The following is a 17,789-nucleotide window of genomic DNA, read 5'->3' as shown; positions in this document are numbered from 1 at the left end:
TTATTTTGGATTCGTATGCAAAATGGATATGAATTGCTCAACTAATTTATAAAAACATAAAAAGTTGTGTGACTTGCCGACGAATGCCCATGGCAGGTCATACCAGAAACAAGGAAGAACGATGAAGAAAGCAATCCTTACTTCACTTACCGCACTGGGGCTTGCATTTAGCAGTATGAATACGTTTGCAACCAGTGTTATTCGTCTTGCTCATGACAGTCAAGAAACCTCTCCCGTACACAAAGCAATGCTCTATTTCGAACAAGAAGTGGAAGCTCGCTCAAACGGTGAGATAGAAGTTGAAATCTATCCGGCAAGACAACTAGGCGATGTGCGTGAGACGACTGAACTCGTGCAGCAAGGCAACTTACAAATGACGTTTGGTGCGTCAGTTTTACTCTCTCCCTACGTCCCAGAGTTTAACGTGCTCGACGTGTTCTACCTTTTTGATAGCGAAGAGCAAGCACACAAAGCGCTCGACAGTGAGAAGATCGGACAACCATTGTTGAATGCTATGGAATCAAAAGGCTTTCATGGACTTGGCTTTATGGAGGTCGGCTTTCGTAGCGTAACCAACAACAAACAGCCAATTGATAGTATTGAGGATCTGAAAGGGCTAAAGATTCGCTCGGCATCTAACCCCACTCAAATAAGCGCGTGGAAATCTATTGGTACTGCACCAACACCTCTGTCTTGGGGAGAAATTTTCACCTCGTTACAACAAGGCCTGATTAACGCTCAAGAAAGTGCTATCTACTCTATTTATGCCGAACGTTTTTACGAGGCACAAAAGTACCTCTCTTTAACTAACCATATATACACCAACTACGTGTTGTTCATGAACAAATCGTTTTGGGATTCACTGCCGGCCGCACAACAAGCGCTGATCAGTGAAGTAAGCAAAGAAACCATCGTAAAACAGCGTGAGCTCGCCGCTAAGCAAAACCAAGAAGTAATCAAAGAGCTCGAAGCAAAAGGCATGACGGTTAACATCGTCCCAGACGAGGTACGCAGCATCATGAAAGAGAAAATGAATGCGGCCGTGTACCAGGACTTGCGCAGTAAAACGGGTAAAGACTTGTTTGACAACGTGATGGCCGAGATAGAACGCCTATAACTCCCACTCTTTTTCACGATCTGGCAACAGGTCGTGCTTTCTCGTTTTGGAGGTGAACATGAAGTGGTTTCGCTTACTAGGCAAATACCTAGAACCAACCCTTATCGTTATCGCGATCTCAACGATGACAACTTTACTGTGCTTGCAAATCGCCCTACGCCTGTTCGATGCAACGATCGCGTGGGCTGAAGAGCTGGCTCGTTATTTATTCGTATGGGCGATGTACCTGAGTATCAGCTATTGTATCCGAGATGATCGGCACATCCGCATTCGTGTGTTCATCGATAAACTTCCGGGCAATTGGACGCAATTCAGTTTGATTGTTTCTGATCTTATCTACCTTGCCTTTAGTGCAACTGTCGCCTGGTTTGGATTTAAGGTTATAAACCGCAGCCTGCAACTCGGTCAGATTGCACCCGCAATGGAAATTCCTATTGCGTGTTTGTATGCCTCTGTTTTAGTTTGCGCACTATTAAGCTGCGCGCGCCTAGTGACAAGCATTTATCAACGTGTGAACGCGTGCTCCACCAGCAATGAACGAGTTCGCTTTTCTCGCCAACGCTATCGCCATATCAAAGCAAAGTATCGTACTTCTAACCGACTATTGGAGTTTAACGCATGACGTCTGCACTTTTGTTTGGCAGCTTTGGTCTGCTTCTGCTCATTGGCGTTCCGGTCGGTATTGCTCTGGCGGCAGCCAGTATGGTCGCGATATTAAGCCTGCCATTCCTTAACATCGAGTTTTTAGTACAAGGCTTGGTGACAGGGCTCGACTCCTTCCCTCTCCTCGCCGTCGTTCTTTTTACCTTAGCAGGTAACCTTATGAGCCAAGGAGGGATCTCAAAACGATTATTGCATGTGGCGGAGGTCTTCTTTGGCCACTTTACTGGCGGGCTTGGTATCGTGGCCATTGTGGCGTGTATGTTCTTCGCATCCATCTCTGGAACAGGGTCTGCCACTGTTGCCGCTATCGGCCTGACGATGATTCCTTCGATGGTGAAGAAAGGCTACGACCGCAGCTTTGCAGGTGCTTTAATCGCGTCCTCCGGCGGAATTGGCGTCATTATTCCACCCTCTGTGGTGATGATCGTCTACGCGATCACTGCTGAAGTCTCCGTCACTAAGATGTTCATGGCGGGCATCATTCCTGGCTTGGTCGTCGGTATGGTTTTGATCGGCTATTGTCTAATTGTCTCAAAATTGCGGGGCTACACAGGTAACGAGCGCAAAGCGACCTGGGCAGAGCGTCTTGATGCGCTAAAAGAAGCCAGTTGGGCAATGCTACTCCCCGTGATCATTCTCGGCGGTATCTATTCCGGTATCTTCACACCTACCGAATCAGCCGCCATTGGTGTGCTCTATGGCTTATTCTTTGGCATGTTTGTTTATAAAGAGCTCAAACCAGCGCAAGTTGTGAAAATCATTCTAGAGTCGTCACTGTTAGTTGGCGCAGTACTCGTCATTGTGGGTGCGTCCGTGACGTTTGGCCGCATATTGACCCTAGAACGTCTACCGACCGAGATTGCTCAGTTCATTCTATCGATTACTGAAAACAAACTTCTGATACTGCTTTGCATCAATGTCCTGTTGTTGCTTGTCGGTACCTTTATGGAAACGCTGGCAGCCATTGTTATTCTCACGCCAATTCTGTTACCCATTACGTCAGCACTCGGCATGGATCCCGTTCATTTTGGGATCGTGATGATCGTGAACTTGGCCATTGGCTTTGTTACGCCTCCTCTGGGTGCCAACCTGTTTATGGCAAGTCAGGTAGGCAAAGTACCGATAGAGTCGCTCTCTAAAGCCATCATGGGTTGGATTGGTGCAATGATAGTGGCCTTGATGTTGATTACCTTCATCCCTGCCATCTCGCTATCATTACCTGCGCTTTTATCCTGATCGTTGCACTCATAGAGCGCTTATGACTGTTATAGCCACTAGATAAACACCTTTCTAGTGGCTTATTCGTTATCTACTTCCGATTTAATAAAAAAGCCTTTAAGCATTCGTATGCAAAGGGAAAATCTGAAAGATATTAGGATAATTGACACCAAAATAGCTGAATATTAGCGATAAAGTCTATTTGGGTGCCTTGATCTGCATGATTATCAGTTTTGGCTTAATCATTTGTTTCCATTCAAACAGATCAAAATAAATTAAGCGATTAAAAAACAATAAGATACTAGAAAATTCATACAAAAAACTTTGACCTCCTTTCTTATTAACACGTCTCGATAAGAGATAGCTTCCATCTCGCCTGTACTTTTTTAGTTTATTTTCCGCTCAATTGTTAAAAATCTGATCATCAGCACGCTATTTAAACAACCGAAAAACAATCCGTTGACAAAATGGCAACATGATATATTTTGAATACGTAATCAAAACATAATTATTCAATTACGGAGGTGATTTATGGCCATGGTTGGCTTCGATGAAAAGTGGCGTGATTTTCCCGACTACATTCTTGGTATCACAAAAGAGATTTGGGAAGACCGAGGTTTAAACACCTTAGAACACTACTACTCTCCCGACATTGTTGTGCGTACTCCACTCTCTATCGTTCAAGGAAACGAAGGGGTGATCAGTGCAACAATGGCGACACTGGCCGAGTTTCCCGATCGCACGCTATATGGCGAAGACGTCATTTGGTCAGGCACCCCGGAACAAGGCATGCTTTCTTCTCATCGAATCATCTCTACTGCAACACACAGTGGCAACGGCTTCTACGGGCAAGCCTCGAACCGCAAAATTCGTTTCCGTATTATCGCAGATTGCCACGCTATCAATAACCAAATCAATGACGAATGGTTGGTTCGCGATCAAGCCGATATCGCGAAACAACTGGGTATGACGTCAGAAGAGTTTGCACGCCAACAAATCGAATTTGAAGGTGGCGTGGAATCAAGCCCATTTCCGTTCACACCTGAAGTCGACATTCCTGGACCTTATTTGGGCGTAGGCAACGACAACGAATATGGTCAGCGATACGAAGCAATTCTCAGAAGCCTTATGAATGCCGAGTTCTCTATAGTACCGAAAGAGTACGACCGCGCTTGCATCGGCGAATACAGTGGCGGTCAAACTGCCCTATCACACTCGGAAGTCGATCATTTTTGGATGGCACTTCGTGCGTCTTTCCCAAATGCTCAATTTACCGTTCACCATCGTATTGGCCGAGATGACGACATGATGTCACCACGCGCGGCAATTCGATGGTCTTTGCACGGTAAGCATGAGGGATACGGGATGTTTGGTAAGCCTTCAGGAAAAGAGGTTTACATCATGGGGATCAGCCACGCTGAGTTTGGCCCTTGGGGTCTTCGTCGCGAATTCACTTTGTTTGACGAGACCGCAATCTGGAAGCAAATCCTGCTACAACAAGGCTAACGGCTGACTAAACACTATTTATTAAAATCACAGACAGTAAGGAAGCAACATGTCACTCAACATCATCGAACAGTTCTACCAGAACTACTTCAAAGCCGCAGACATCGAGCAAAAACAGGCCGCTCTGCAAACTTTGAACCCTGACGTAAAATGGTGCGTGGCGCACCCTGTGAACGATCTTAATGGCCCAGATGCAACCCACGAATCTTTCCTCTCACCACTTGTGAATGCTTTGCCTGACGCCGAGCGCCGACCAATAATTGTGATGCACGGCGAATACGAAGGCCGCACTTGGTACAACTCTACCGGCTACTTTATCGGTACATTTGAACAACCACTGTTTGGCATCCCAGCAACAGGGAAAACACTCTACTTGCGTTACACCGAAATGGTGTGTGTGGAGAACGACCAAATCACCGAATCATACATGATTCCAGACTTCATCGATGCGATGAATCAAGCAGGCTGCAACCCTCTTCGTAAAAGCTTAGGTCACGATGGCTTGGTTCCTTCTCCTGCAACTTCTAACGGTATTCAACAATCTATTGTGTCTTTGGAAGAAAGTGAAAAGAGCGCCCAGCTGGTTGAAGATATGCTGTCTTGCTTGGGTCGTTTTGATGGCAAAGATCTTTTCTCGATGGATTTAGAAAACTACTGGCACAATGACTTCATGTGGTACGGCCCTGCTGGTATTGGTACTACACGCGGTATCAAAGGTTTCCGTAACCACCATCAAGCGCCATTTGTGTTTGCCTTCCCTGACCGAAGTGTCGATATTGAGGTCAATTTTTTGGCCAAAAATGACTACGTATCCACAGGTGGTTGGCCACATATGCATGGTACTCACACTGGTCACAGTGGATGGCTCGGTCTTGCCCCAACCGGAAAACACATCGAACTTCGCGTTATGGACATTTGGCGACGCGAAGGCGATTTACTGAAAGAAAACTGGGTGGCGATCGACATCGTTCATATCCTGCTGCAACTTGGCTATGACGTGTTTGCACAAATGAAAGAACAGTTAGAAGGACCTAATTATGCATGAGTTTGGCGCACTTAACTGGAGCATCCTTGGTGGATACATAGCCCTAACGCTAGTATTGGGTGCGGTGATTGGTAAGCGAGTAACTTCAGCTAGCCAATTCGCCTTGGGTGATAAGAACATCCCTTGGTGGGCGATCGGTATTTCAGTCGTTTGTACTTACGTCAGTGCCATGTCGTTCCTTGGCGGGCCAGCTTGGTCTTACAAAGAAGGCCTGTCGGTTATCGCGATTCACCTCAATTATCCGCTGGTGATCTTCTTCATCGTGGCTGTGTTTATGCCGTTTTTCTACAACAACGGTTTAACCTCTATCTACGAGTATCAAGAACGACGCTTCGGTAAGGCTTCACGACTGACTTTGTCGTTTATCTTCCTTATCAAACAAGCATTGAGCTCGGCAGCCGTACTCTACGCGACAGCAATGATTTTAGAGTTCATTACTGGTATCGACGTGATGTACTGCATCATGATCGTCACTGCAATTGCCCTCATCTACACCGTAATGGGCGGTATAGCGGCTGTCATTTGGACCGATGTTATTCAAGCAGTAATCTTATTTATTGGCGCATTCATCATCATCGAAGCCGTGTGGAATGGCATGCCTGCCCCGATGACGGAGGTCATGGCAGAACTCAAAGCGAAAGGAATGACAGATGCCCTACAAACAAGTTTTGACCTAAGCCAAGTAACGACGGTATGGGCCGGCGTTATCGCAATGACGATGTTCCACACCACCGTGTATGGCGGTAACCAGATGATGGTACAACGCTGTATGGCCGCGAAAAACATGGGCGATGCGAAAAAGGCAATGTTGATGATGGGCTACGTGGCCTTCTTTATTTACTTTGTCTTTATCTTGCTTGGCGTCCTGTTCAACGCTTATTACGACGGTAAAGAGTTTGAAAACGGCAATACCATCATTCTTCATTATGCGAGTGAATATGGAATGCCAGGCTTGATGGGCATCATTGCCGCAGCGATTCTGGCGGCAAGTATGTCGAGTCTCGATTCCGCATTTAACTCAATGGCGACCGTTTCTGTGGCTGACTTTTACAAACGCTTCTACAAGCAAAACGAGTCGGAAGAGCATTACTTGAAGGTATCGCGTTTCTTCACGGTGGCGTGGGCGATTTTGGTCATCATTCCAGCGATCATGTTTGCCACCAGCACAGGCTCGGTACTGGAAGTGCTGAGTAAGGCAGGCTCTTACTTTGTCGGTGCAAGCTTCTGTATGTTTGTCCTTGGGTTCTACTCAAAACACATTACGGAAAAAGGCTTGTTGATTGGCGTTGCTGCTAGCTTCTTGGTGATTTGGTATGTAGCCGTTGCGACCGATATTGCGTGGCCTTGGTATTGCGTGATTGGCGTCCTTGTGAATGCCGTTGTCGCTTACATTGCTAGCCTTCTCCTGACGGGTAAACAAGATGAAATGCATCTTTACACAGTGAAAGGCCAGCAAGCGGAATATGCTCGTCTAAATAAACCAATCAAGGAAGATGGTTGGTATGTCGTTCCCGGCAAAATCGATGCTCCATGTTATGGCTTACTAGTGATGTTTGTATTCTCGATCGTGATGCTTTGGGGGATCAACGCGTTTACCGACAACGCTCCTATGCTGATTAACTTTATGCGTGGCTGCTCTATTCTTGTCGCTACCGCTTGCATCGGATACATGGGGTATTCACTCCTCTCCCCAAAACGTAAAGTTGCAGTCAAACAAGCAAATTAATGTTCTTTACGTAGATACTGTACGTCCAACAAACGGACAGTATCTACGCTCTAGATCTAGTGCTAGCTCAAAGCAAACCAAATGGGTTAACCCACATTTTGCTTTTTAACACTCCAAAGCCATTATTCTACTTAGGATACCCCGTCAGAACATTTATGAATACGTACCTATTTATGCTAGTCTTATGACCTCAATTACTGGCAACTAAGTTTTATTCATGAAATCAATTAAACACGTAGTCACATCAAAAGATGTGGCAAAGATGGCAGGCGTCTCTCAATCTACTGTATCGCGCGTGTTTGTTCCGGGTAGCTCAGTATCCGAAAAGACCAAGCAAAAAGTCTTTGAAGCGGCTAAAGCCCTTAACTACCGCCCTAACGCCTTTGCACGTAGCCTGACCACAAACGAATCGAAATTGATAGGTTTGGTGTTTCCTGATGCGGATTACCCTATCCATATGAAAACACTGCAATTAATTTCCAGTGAGTTACAGAAAAAAGGTTATTCTGCCGTATTGATTCCATGGCAAGTGGATGAAGAAGAGGGCCACTCAATCCCAAATATCTTCCAGTATCGCGTCGATGGTGTCATTGCTGCTTCCGCAACCTTCAATAAGTCCCTTTATGAAGAATGTGAAGAGTTTAATATCCCAATTGTTCAATACGCACGAGTTGTTGAAGGTACTAGGAGTAGCTACGTTATCAGTGACAACTACGAAGCAGGCCAACAAGCTGCGCAACTTCTGCACAAAAGTGGCGTGAAGAACGCGGTTTATTTGACGGGAGAAGTGCCAACCTTTACGAATGACGAACGTCAAAGCGGCTTCTGCTCTGAATTTGAAGACCTAACCGGCAAGACGCCACGCATCATTGAAGCCAGCTATGACTACGCGAGCTCACTTGATAAAGTCCGTGCCATACTGGCAGACAAAAATCGGCCTGAAGCGGTGTTCTGTGCAACCGATAACCTTGCGATGGCGGTCATGGATATCGCCCGTATAGAATGCGGGTTGAGGATTCCTCAGGACTTACAAGTCATTGGTTTTGATAATATTCCTCAGACAGAATGGTTAAGCTATCAATTAACCACGTTCCGCCAGGATTTCCGTCGCCTCGCTCGCGAGTGCGTGAAGATCATTGTTGATCAAATTAATACGAAAAACGGCAGCCTAGTAAAAATGATGGTGCCAGTGAAGTTAATCGAGCGCCAGACAACAAAAGCTTAAATAGCTATAGCCAGCCATTCGGTTGGCTTTTTTATTTGCCTCTGACTCCCAAACGGCTCATTTAGTGTTGTAAGCATTAATGAACCCATGTATATTTATGAGCCATTACACTATATGAACCAAACAAAAAGAGGCTCATAATCCTTATGACCACGTATCTTTACACTCGTTATTCGCCAAAAAATCGAGCTTACCAAGAGCACCTTAATACTCTAAAAGCTTTTGCGCCCGAAGCTCAGCATTTTGAGGATAAGGTTCGTGGTTGCATGCCTCCAACCGAGAGAGAGGCATTCTTACGACTGCTCGATTCCGTCAGAGCTGGGGATACGATTGTGCTCTGGTGGCTGACCGCATTTGGTCGCGACTTTAGTCAAGCATTGAACACGATAAAAATGCTACTCGATAAAGGGGTAACATTGAAAACTGCATGTGAATCAATAACTTTTGAGCCAGGTTCTGTTCAGACTCAAACACTACTCACAGTGTTATCTGGATATGGGAAAGTGCAGACTGAACATCGCCTGTTTGCCGCAGAGCAAGGGCGACAGGCCATTAAAGAGCAGCCAGAATTATGGAAACAGAAGTTTCGCGGCCGCCCCGCAAACAAAACCAAACACCAACAGATCGCAACGTTACTGCTAGAAGGCTACACATTGCAAAACGTAGCAGAGCAATGCGAAGTCAGTCTATCGACTGTGAAGCGGGTCAAAGCAAAGCTAAATGAAGTGGATGACGAAGGCGGCTTAAGCTCACGACGCCAAAAAGGTTGTTTGAATGGAGACCAGTCATGAGTCGCCCAATCAACTTTCATACTATACTACTCGCCTGTCTTATTATTAGCGTTGGCCAGTTGAGCATGGGGCTAGTTATGCCCTCTTTGCCATGGATAGCAAAAGACTTTTCCATCTCCCTCGACCAAGCTCAACTGCTTGTGAGTATTTATTTGCTCGGCTTCGGCCCCTCTCAATTTATCTACGGGCCAGTGTCAGATGCTTTAGGACGAAAAAGAGTATTACTTACCGGTTTACTCATCGCGATGTCTGGTCTGCTGATAATTATTTTCTTCAGTGACACATTTACAGGGATGGTGATGGGGCGCTTTTTACAAGGGTTAGGTACAGGATGCTGCGCGGTACTCGCGAGGGCGTCGACTCGAGATAGATTTAGCGGGGATGAACTCCCAGTGGCAATGTCTTACATCGCCATGGCGGCTTCAATCACGCCACTTATTGCACCTGTGATTGGCGGCTTTATCAACTTCCACTTCGGTTGGAGTATGGTGTTTATTTCTCTGTTGGGCTATGTCTCGCTGGCTTGGGTAATCATCGCCTTTAAGTTCACAGAAACCATCACAAAACGTTCTGTCATTCCGTCACCCCGAAAAATGTTACTCCAATACAAGAGCTTACTTACGTCTCGTTACTTTATGAGTTTCGCCAGTATCAGTTGGTTAAACTTCAGCTTAATGATTACGACAGTCTCTGTGATGCCATTTATCATGCAAGATCAAATTGGCATGACCTCCGCTCAATACGCGATGTGGGCGCTCATTCCCGCTTTGGGTATGTTATGTGGTACCACGATTTGTAACCGAGTAAGGCCAATTATTGGCAATAAAAAAATGCTGCTCTGCACCCCATTTCTTCACCTCGCTGCCGCAATATGGTTATTTTTCTGTCCTGTTGAGCCTCTATTTCTGATGCTAGGACAGCTATTAATGATCTTGGGTAATGGTATTGCCCTACCTTGTGCACAAGCGATGGTAATGCAACCTTATAAAAAGCAAGCAGGTGCCGCAGCGGCAATGTCTGGTGGTGGACAAATGGTCGTCTCCTCATTGGTCAGCTTAACTCTGGTGCAGCTTGGATTGAGTCAAGCATGGCATCTAGCGATCGTTATCGTAATATTTGCATCGCTTACCTTCACCAACATTCAACGTGGCTTCAGTGCAGAGCAACCTTCAGAACGATAACAAAAAACATACTATTGTCCTTATAGTTACGACAAATCGTATAAACTTAAATTTAGGAAAAGTTGGCGGATACTAACATGATGTTGCATTTAAGAATGGGCGCCTTAACACTCGCCACATTGATATCCGCTGGCACTGATGCGAGCGCCAACGAGAACTGGCAGTTCGAGAGTGACAAGAATGGAATCACAATTTACTCCCGAGAACATAGTGACGGTTTAGTTGAGATCCGTGCCCGGATGTTCACACCCACCAGCTATGGTGCATTTTTAACGCTACTGGAAGACAGTGACAATATCCCGAACTGGATTGACAATGCCAGTCATAGCCGGGTTTTAAATCAGATATCGGCCACCGAGAACATCGTTTACACCCAGTTTAAAGCACCATGGCCTGCCAAAAATCGGGATATGGTCACCTACTCAAAGTACTGGGTCGATGAGCTGGGATTCACGATAGAAATCAAAAGCGCACCTGACTCATATCTTGCTGAACAAAATGGTTATGTTCGAATTCGCTCGGTTGATGCGACTTGGGAGTTACAAAAACTCACAAACGATACAACACTCGTGGAATACAAGGCGTTTGCTGACCCCGGAGGTCTATTGCCAAACTGGCTGATCAACAAACTCTCAAAAGAAAGTGCATGGGCGACATTTAGTAATTTAAGAAAAGAGTTACCTGAATATCAGCAATACTCTCATCCTCAAATAGATGAGTAAGCGTCGCTCTTCCCACTCGCTTTTTAATACGGTACATAATAACAAAAGGCGGCTTCAAGCCGCCTTTTTCTACGCAATGTGTTACTGCTGTGCAACCGTTACAGGTTTAGTTGCACCGCGGTAATCAAACTCAAAACCAATACCTTGGTCTGTCACGTCCATCGTCATACCACCAACAAGCTCGCCTTGTAAGCTTTTGACAACATCATCCGGAACCGGCTCCCCTGTGATTGACGACGCACTCTCTAACACTTCCAAAATACGCTCTGAATCAAAATCAAAGCTGAACAAGCCATTTGGAGAAAGTGATTGCGCCATCACTTCTTTGCTTGCTTCCGCAGCACTATCACCACTGTAAAGGGTGAAATGGTTTTCGTTTAGACGAGCAAACACGTCCACCTTCATGCCAGTATGCATTTCTAATAGGTCACTGACATTAACAGGTTGGTTATCCGGTTGAATTTGCAATTGAGCAAGTTCAGGAACGAACATTTGCGCAGTTTGAATAAGCATCATTGGATCATTGGCAGAAAGAGACAACATACCATCTAGCTGGCTAAATACTTCACCATGCTGAGCATTAGTATCTACTTTGATATCAAACATTTGCAGGCTTAACCCTTTAAGGCCATTAACCATGCCTGACCCCATGCTTACAGCGGCTGCTGGATTCTGGCCGCCCATCTCTTGCTGCATTTGTGTCAATAAAGAGCATTGATATTGAGGCTGGGTCAAGTCAGCCCAAATCTGACCAATCGATGGCGCTAGAGTATTAATGTCTAAACCAAGCGCCATACTAAAGAAACTCTTATCACTTTTAGACTCAGCCAATACACCACGAATCGACTTGAGCGCATCTAGAATCACTTTATTGTTGGACTCAACAACAAAAGAACCTTTAATGAACGCCTGATCGCCTTTCATCTTGTATTCTGCAAACGCGACGGACTGAGGCCAGTTTTCTGCAACTTGAGTAAGCTCAGTATGGCAGGCTGGTGAACGCATTTCCTCAATCGTTGGTTCAGGATCTATTGCATCCAACGTGCTGATTTGACGAGCAAACATATTGCCATCTTTCGTCGTCAAACCTTTAATCACTTCGCGATGATCAAAGTAACCAAAAGAGTTGTTGTTTTCACCGTATTTGGCTTGCAACGCCTCAAGGCGTCCACTGTCAGCAATATTTTGACTTGGTGCTTCAAGCCCTAATGCCATTTTAATCGGGTTTTGAACGCCCAGTTGCGGAACATCAACCGTTAACGTAAGCACGTTATCAACCACGGCTACAACCAAGCCAATACCGTCCTGCGGGTCAATTGAATCAGTCATCTCGTAACGACGATACTCGACTTCACCAAGCTTAACCAACTCATGCTTAGCGCCGCTCATCTGCTCTTCATGATCCAGTGTTTTCCATAACGCGGCAGGGTCTTCAATATCCACTTTGTACACCGGTACCATACCAATTGTGTACAACACAGGATTAATGTTTTCCCCGGTGCCCAAATAAGCTTTTAATGTTTCTGGCGACGCAGCACTCTCTAGGTATCCATCGAATAAGTTAACTGCAAACTGCTGTTGTGGAGACAGTGGTTCATCGGCAAAAAGTTCTGCAATCGAGCCTTGATTCGCCGTACCGAATGCGTTCATGTATTTATAATGGTTAAAAGGTTCTGTCTGATACGTCACCATAAGTGAATCTGCAGGAACTTGCGTTAACAGTGAGCCTGCATCACTCGCGGTAGTATTGTTTTGGTACAGGTAGCCAGCGCCCCCTGCTGCTGCGACCACTGCTGTAGCCAATAGTAGTTTTTTCACGACCAACTCCGTTGTCATAGTTATGTGTTCCTAAACGAAATGTAACGCTTAGGTTTAAAGCCAATGAATAGTGCTTTATATCAACCGCTATCATAAACAAGTTATCGATGTAATGAATGTCGGTTTGATAAATTATCCAACATTTATAAGGCAAACCGTGAAGTAAGTTGAATTGCGTGCGGATGCTATTGGCAATATTCACAATCCAATTTCTCGGATAACCGCCTTAAAAATCATAATATTCAGTTAAATGAAGCGATTTGGAGTAATTACGACCAAAATCAGCAGAATATTAAATCTTTATTGAGTCTTTTATCTAATATCTGAAAACGCCTCACGACCTGACACTTCTTTCCAATTTGCCTCTGGCGGTCCCTACTCGTTTTCCTTACATTCCTACTAACTCAGTGACGAGACGTATACCAAATACGAGCAATAGAAGACGATGAAAGACCAGTTGACGATCTCTATATCAACTATCAATGGCTCAAGACATTGGTACTTCAGTAAAAGGATGCAACGCAACATAAAAACGTTTTTCGTTTTTTTTGTTGTTGCTCTGGCCGCGACCGTAATCTTAATTCATCACTTGTACACTCGCGTTGATAATGCAGCGTTAAAACAAGCTGAATTGACAGAGCATTCACGCACCATGGGTGAAGAGCTCAGCACACTGAAAACACTTAAATCAGAGCTAGAAAATGACCTTTCAGAACGGGAAGAACGGGTACAACTTGTTTCGGAACGTTTGGGTGAATTAGAGAAAGTGCTTGGGGTTGGAGAACATACCTCGACAAATAACTTGGATGCTAGGCTCGATGCAGCGGCGATAACCTCAAACGTTCGCATGGTGTTATTAAACCAAATACCAAGTGGCTCTCCAGTCGGCAACGTACGACTATCTTCCGGATTCGGTAAGCGTATCCATCCGGTGACAAAAGTTGCCAAGATGCATCGTGGGCTCGATTTTGCCGTAAATATCGGCACCAAAATTTATGCCCCTGCCGATGGGGTAGTGGAAGTCACCCGCCGCAGTAATAAAGGCTCTGGTAACTTCCTCAGGCTGCAACATTCTTTCGGTTTTTCGAGTTCTTATTCGCACTTGAAAGCGTTCAAAGTAAAAAGTGGTCAGTTCGTCAAAAAAGGGCAGCTGATTGCAATTTCCGGCAACAGTGGGCTCTCTTCTGGCCCTCACCTGCATTACGAGGTGCGATTTGTTGGGCGAGCACTGAATCCGAAACCATTTGTCGATTGGAGCCTTAATGATTTCGAAGACATTTTTACTAAGGAGCGAAGAATACGATGGGAATCTTTAATCAAAACAGTGGAACAACGAGTAGCTCAGCAGCTTCAACTCTCATCGCCAAAGGCTGTTCTCTTAGCGGAGAACTCAAAGTAGAAAACGATGTCCAGATTGATGGCATCGTCGATGGTCAAATTAACGTGGAAGGCACTCTCGTTGTCGCAGAAAGCGGGCGAGTAAACGGTGAAATTTACGCTAAACAGCTGATCATTAACGGCATGATGGACGGAAACTGTCACGCAGAACACATTCAAGTGCTTGCCAAGGGACGCGTAAGCGGTAGGATCTGGAGCAATAACCTCAGCATTGAACCTGGTGGCAAATTCTTTGGTGAAGCAGCCGAATTACCTGAAAAGGAAGTGGTAACGTTAAAGGGTAAGGCTCAAGACAGTGCGATCACAAAAGAAAACAACACCAACAATGAAAAGCGACTTGCGCGTAAATCAGCATAAAACGCTTTGATTAAAGTGCTTAAAAAAGACGGCTTTCACGCCGTCTTTTTTATTACTATTGCCACGATTTTCGTCAGAAACTACGTGATTATTCAGCCGGATTTAAAACCATCACCGAGCGTTTTGCTTGTGGACCAAAAGCTGATTTTGCATGCGCTTTCACTTCATCTAACGTCACACTCTTAGCCACTTTCTCAACGTCAAGCAACACATCGACGCCGTAATCATGCACCAAATAACGAGTATATGCCCATGATCTCTGTGCTGGATTGTCATCCAATCCTTGCATCGCGACTGCCAGTTGTTTCGCGGCCGTATCCACTTCTTTTTGGGTAATATTTGACGCTAAACCATCAAACACTTTGCCCAGTTTACTCTCTAAAAGTGCCACCTCTTCGGGCTCGACTTGAGACTCCAAGAGCCAATCAGAGATGGGTTCGCGATCTTGTGTCATGGTGTAAATGCTCGGGCTGTAATCAAGGCTAGACTCTTCTCGCACAATATCCAAAACACGTGCATTACTAATACGTTGCAAAATATCTTCGATAACCGTGTCTCTTGCCGTACGTTGGTAATCGCTCGTATTAGTCAAACGCATTACATACAACGATGAAGGTTCATGCCCATCCGCAACCACAGTTCGCTCCGGTACTTCCGGGTTAAACGCAACGTGATAATCAATCGAACGACTCGGTTTCATTTCGATAGAGGCCACATATTTACGCAAAAGTGGTGTAATTTCTTCCGGCTCTACGTTTGCAACAATAACCATCTTAAAACCATCATTGGTTTTGAAAAGTTGCTCATGCACCGCTAGTATCTGCTCGGAAGTCACTTGTTCAACATCATCACTGGACACTATACGATGACGACTACCCGGCAAATAAGAATTGCCGTTTGCTTTTTGAATCAGTTTTCCCATCGGTGATTCAAAAAAAGCGCCGCTCTGCTGTTTAAACTCTTGCTTCGCTGCCGCCATCTGGCGCTCGTCGACTTTAATCTCCGTCGCTAGGTTGTATAGTCCATTCAAAGCATCAGTTAGGTGCGTATTTGGCGCCGTAATTTGCGCTCCGTGACTGGTCGCATCAAGCATCGCGCCAAGCGCAATGTTGTTTTTGCGTAAGTAGCTATCTAGCTCTGAACCAGAAAATGCCCCTAACCCACTGCGTATTGCCGTTGTTGCTGCGATTTCATAAGCGGCATACAACGTCGGATCAACAGCGGCTTTACCACCTTGACTCGCATAATAAATATACGCTCGACCACCCGCTTTAGTATCTTTTTGGAACCACACTTCGACACCGTTTGATAGCGTATAGACTTGAAAACCACCCGCTTCCTGACGCATGCTCGTGATGCTGCCTTCCTGGGTAGGCTTTAAGAATCCATCCACTTTGTCATACATCTCTAACGGTTTTTCGCCAGTTTGAAGATAGGCACTGTTTAGAGCGGCAAATACACCATTGAACTGTTCTGACGTTTCGCTTTTCCCCAAACCAATAAAAAAGCTTGGCTGCTGAGATAACAAGGCATCCAATTGTGTGTTAATGCTCTCTAAATTCTCGTTGTTGATGAATTCTGCCAAACTCTGGGCATAATTCTCTTTTGATTGGCTGACACTGTCTTGTCCAATTTGAAAAACACGTGCTTCTGCGTAACTGTTTGGCTTACGCTGACTCCAATCTGAATCAATATTTGCAAGTTCACCTTGCCAATTTGACATAACGCTATCTAACTCGGATTGAGTCGCACCATAATCTCTCAACGACGCCAAGGTACGAATGAAAGTCTGGTGCATTTGTTCGCGGCGATCTGGTGCAAACGAAATCCCTGCCGACATCATACGCTGATAGTTAGAGTAATAGGGCTCTGCATAAGCGTATTGAAAAGGTTCAGCGGCATCACTGAGTACACGGATCAAACGCTGTTGAATGAGTTGTGTTGCGACTTCATCACGCCACACTTCATGTTGTTGCTCAATCGTCGTACCGCCACTTAGACCACGCTCAATCACTAAATGAAGACTTGGTGATTCCATCGTGTTACTTGGCAAGATTCTGTTTTCGTTGTTCACTCGAATATCACGGCGCTTCTCTATTACCGTATCCGAGGTACTTTCCCAGTTCGAGAACTTGCTTTTGATAATCTTGGACAGTGAATCTATGTCGATATTACCGGTCACAATCAACTCGGCATTTTGTGGCTGGTACCACTTGTCGTAAAACGCCTTTAACTTACTCGAGGAAGCGTTTTGAATCGCTTCGCGAGTACCAATTGGGTCATGCTCACCATACATAGTGCCTTCAATCGAGGCTTGGTAAGCATGCATAGAAAAGGACTTATCATCCGGATTAGCACGTCGCCATTCCCCGAGAATCACCCCTTTTTCTTTCTCTACTTGCTCAGGAGCAAACTCAAGTCCGTTACCGATATCTCTCATCCACTTCAGGGCATCTTCTAGCTTCGTATTATTCGCAAGGTCAAGTTGGTAAGACGTTTGCTGATAACTGGTAAAAGCGTTGATATCAGCGCCAAAGCTACCACCAGATTGCTCGAAAAGTTTGACAACGTCGTTACCGGTAAAATGCTCACTACCATTAAACGCCATATGCTCAACAAAGTGAGCGTAACCCTTTTGAGAAGATGTTTCTTGGAATGAGCCGATGTTCATCACCAAACGGACCGAGACTTCTTGGTCTTCTGTTGGATAAAGATGGTATTTCATACCGTTCGATAACTGGTCCACGTGCCAGTTGGCGTCAGGTTGAATCGGCGTCGACTGTTGTATCAGAGCACACCCTGACACTAATAACGCGGGGACTAACAATATACTGCGCATAACGATTGCCCATAACAATGATTAAGCTAATCAATATATATCCGGTGCTATAACCTTCACATTTTTAATGGATTATCAGACACGCAAATGTGATAAAGATCACCATTTATTGAAATCAATTCTCATTTACAAAAATCGACAAATCCTTACTTTACAAATACATAATTAATATCGTTCCAAATC

The 17,789-nt window shown here is 45.2% G+C and carries 14 protein-coding genes; 12 read left to right on the top strand and 2 right to left on the bottom strand.

All coding sequences use genetic code 11. The features are described from left to right. Positions 1-121: 121 nt before the first annotated feature. From R8O70_RS00385 to R8O70_RS00340, 10 genes are all read left to right on the top strand, one after another. The gene (locus tag R8O70_RS00385; protein WP_054578613.1) at positions 122-1,117 is read left to right on the top strand and encodes a TRAP transporter substrate-binding protein; all 996 of its coding nucleotides are present in this window, start codon (positions 122-124) and stop codon (positions 1,115-1,117) included. A gap of 58 nt (positions 1,118-1,175) precedes the next feature. Further along, positions 1,176-1,739 (top strand): TRAP transporter small permease, encoded by a 564-nt coding sequence (locus tag R8O70_RS00380; protein WP_054574865.1) that lies wholly within the window; start codon positions 1,176-1,178, stop codon positions 1,737-1,739. Next, positions 1,736-3,016 carry a TRAP transporter large permease gene (locus R8O70_RS00375; protein ID WP_054578612.1) on the top strand — a complete coding sequence of 427 codons (1,281 nt, stop codon included), beginning with the start codon at positions 1,736-1,738 and terminating at the stop codon, positions 3,014-3,016. Before R8O70_RS00380 ends, R8O70_RS00375 begins: the two co-directional genes overlap by 4 nt. Before the next feature lie 513 nt (positions 3,017-3,529). Continuing rightward, complete coding sequence (locus R8O70_RS00370; RefSeq protein WP_053307979.1) at positions 3,530-4,504, top strand: ester cyclase; 975 nt, start codon at positions 3,530-3,532, stop codon at positions 4,502-4,504. A gap of 49 nt (positions 4,505-4,553) precedes the next feature. Then, complete coding sequence (locus tag R8O70_RS00365) at positions 4,554-5,549, top strand: ester cyclase (protein WP_054578611.1); 996 nt, start codon at positions 4,554-4,556, stop codon at positions 5,547-5,549. Further along, the gene (locus R8O70_RS00360) at positions 5,542-7,275 is read left to right on the top strand and encodes a sodium:solute symporter family transporter (protein ID WP_054578610.1); all 1,734 of its coding nucleotides are present in this window, start codon (positions 5,542-5,544) and stop codon (positions 7,273-7,275) included. The genes R8O70_RS00365 and R8O70_RS00360 overlap by 8 nt, the downstream gene beginning before the upstream one ends. Before the next feature lie 217 nt (positions 7,276-7,492). Further along, entirely contained in the window at positions 7,493-8,500 is a 1,008-nt protein-coding gene (locus R8O70_RS00355) for a LacI family DNA-binding transcriptional regulator (RefSeq protein ID WP_017820101.1), read from the top strand. Positions 8,501-8,646: 146 nt separating this feature from the next. After that, on the top strand, positions 8,647-9,291 hold the full coding sequence (locus R8O70_RS00350) for a recombinase family protein (protein ID WP_054578609.1): 645 nt from the start codon (positions 8,647-8,649) through the stop codon (positions 9,289-9,291). Further along, entirely contained in the window at positions 9,288-10,472 is a 1,185-nt protein-coding gene (locus R8O70_RS00345; protein ID WP_017820099.1) for a multidrug effflux MFS transporter, read from the top strand. Before R8O70_RS00350 ends, R8O70_RS00345 begins: the two co-directional genes overlap by 4 nt. A 77-nt stretch (positions 10,473-10,549) precedes the next feature. Continuing rightward, entirely contained in the window at positions 10,550-11,194 is a 645-nt protein-coding gene (locus R8O70_RS00340) for an START domain-containing protein (RefSeq protein WP_017820098.1), read from the top strand. Positions 11,195-11,275: 81 nt separating this feature from the next. On the opposite strand, the gene R8O70_RS00335 is transcribed toward R8O70_RS00340, so the two are convergent. Continuing rightward, complete coding sequence (locus tag R8O70_RS00335; protein WP_017634495.1) at positions 11,276-13,030, bottom strand: hypothetical protein; 1,755 nt, start codon at positions 13,028-13,030, stop codon at positions 11,276-11,278. 427 nt (positions 13,031-13,457) lie between these two features. On the opposite strand from R8O70_RS00335, the gene R8O70_RS00330 reads away from it, so the two are divergent. Both R8O70_RS00330 and R8O70_RS00325 read left to right on the top strand, forming a co-directional pair. Beyond that, positions 13,458-14,411, top strand: a complete 954-nt coding sequence (locus tag R8O70_RS00330) for a M23 family metallopeptidase (RefSeq protein WP_005374721.1) — start codon at positions 13,458-13,460, stop codon at positions 14,409-14,411. Then, on the top strand, positions 14,315-14,767 hold the full coding sequence (locus R8O70_RS00325; protein ID WP_080773744.1) for a bactofilin family protein: 453 nt from the start codon (positions 14,315-14,317) through the stop codon (positions 14,765-14,767). The genes R8O70_RS00330 and R8O70_RS00325 overlap by 97 nt, the downstream gene beginning before the upstream one ends. Positions 14,768-14,855: 88 nt before the next feature. On the opposite strand, the gene R8O70_RS00320 is transcribed toward R8O70_RS00325, so the two are convergent. After that, on the bottom strand, positions 14,856-17,606 hold the full coding sequence (locus R8O70_RS00320) for a M16 family metallopeptidase (RefSeq protein ID WP_054578608.1): 2,751 nt from the start codon (positions 17,604-17,606) through the stop codon (positions 14,856-14,858). Between the last annotated feature and the right edge of the window lie 183 nt (positions 17,607-17,789).

This window comes from Vibrio sp. 779(2023), from assembly GCF_033344285.1.
Taxonomy (GTDB): Bacteria; Pseudomonadota; Gammaproteobacteria; order Enterobacterales; family Vibrionaceae; genus Vibrio; species Vibrio alginolyticus.
This window is presented reverse-complemented; position numbering and strand designations above follow the sequence as displayed.